We start from the raw sequence: 1,114 nt of genomic DNA, 5'->3' as shown, positions 1-1,114 counted from the left end.
CAGACTGCTGACAAAGTGTCAGCAGTCTTTAATTTTATATAATTATCTAATATAATTTAAATATATTATTTTTTACATAGAGGTTTTAGTTATGATAAACGAAAGAAAAGAATCACAATATCAAATGGAAGTAGTTATGTTAGAACAATTAGTTCCTAAAGATCATTTATTAAGAAAAATAGATAAATACATAGATTTTTCATTTATTAGAGAATTAACTAATGATTTGTATTGTCATACAAATGGTCGACCAGCAGTTGATCCAGTAGTATTATTTAAAATGTTATTTATAGGGTATCTTTATGGCATACGCTCCGAAAGGCAACTAGTTAAAGATATTGAAGTAAATTTAGCCTATAGATGGTTTTTAGGATATTCAATTACTGAAAAAATTCCGGATTCATCTACAATAAGTCAAAATAGAATTAGAAGATTTAAAGGGACTAATATTCCTCAAAAAATATTTGATAATATAGTTCTTCAAGCTATGGAAAAAGGATTAGTTGGTGGCAAGATTCTTTACTCCGATTCAACACATATAAAAGCTAATGCTAATAAACGTAAGTTCGAAAAAGTTGAAGTACAAATAACTCCTAAAGAGTACATAGAACAATTAGATATTGATGTAAATTTAGATAGAGAGAATCATAACAAAAAGCCTTTAAAGCCAAGAAAAGAAAAAGAAGAAACAAAGCAGATTAAGAAAAGCACTACTGATCCTGATAGTGGATATATGATGAGGGATAATAAGCCAGAAGGTTTCTTTTATTTAGATCATAGAACAGTGGATAGTAAAAATAATATTATTATGGATGTACATGTTACCCCAGGTAACGTCAGCGATAGCGAGCCTATATTAAATAGAATAGATAGAATTGAAGAAACTTTTAATATAAAACCTAAGTACCTAGGATTAGATGCTGGATATTCAACTAATCCTATTTTTAAAGGAATTACAGATAGAAATATAATACCTGCAGTTGCATATAGACGTTCTCCTCATAAAAAAGGAATGTACACTAAGAATAAATATATTTATGACTATGATAAAGACATATACATTTGTCCTAATAATGTTGCATTAGTATATAAAACTACGACTCGCGAAGGCTAT

Annotated in this window: 1 protein-coding gene; it reads left to right on the top strand. The window is 28.2% G+C overall.

Annotation, left to right across the window (positions count from 1 at the left end; genetic code table 11):
* Positions 1–91: 91 nt before the first annotated feature.
* Positions 92–1,114, top strand: a 1,023-nt coding sequence (locus H9660_RS16120; protein ID WP_191751386.1) for an IS1182 family transposase, incomplete at its 3' end; no start/stop codon positions are given.

The organism is Clostridium gallinarum, from assembly GCF_014836325.1.
Lineage (GTDB): Bacteria > Bacillota > Clostridia > Clostridiales > Clostridiaceae > Clostridium > Clostridium gallinarum.
The sequence above is the reverse complement of the archived record's forward strand: the minus strand, read 5'-3'. Positions and strand labels throughout refer to the sequence as shown.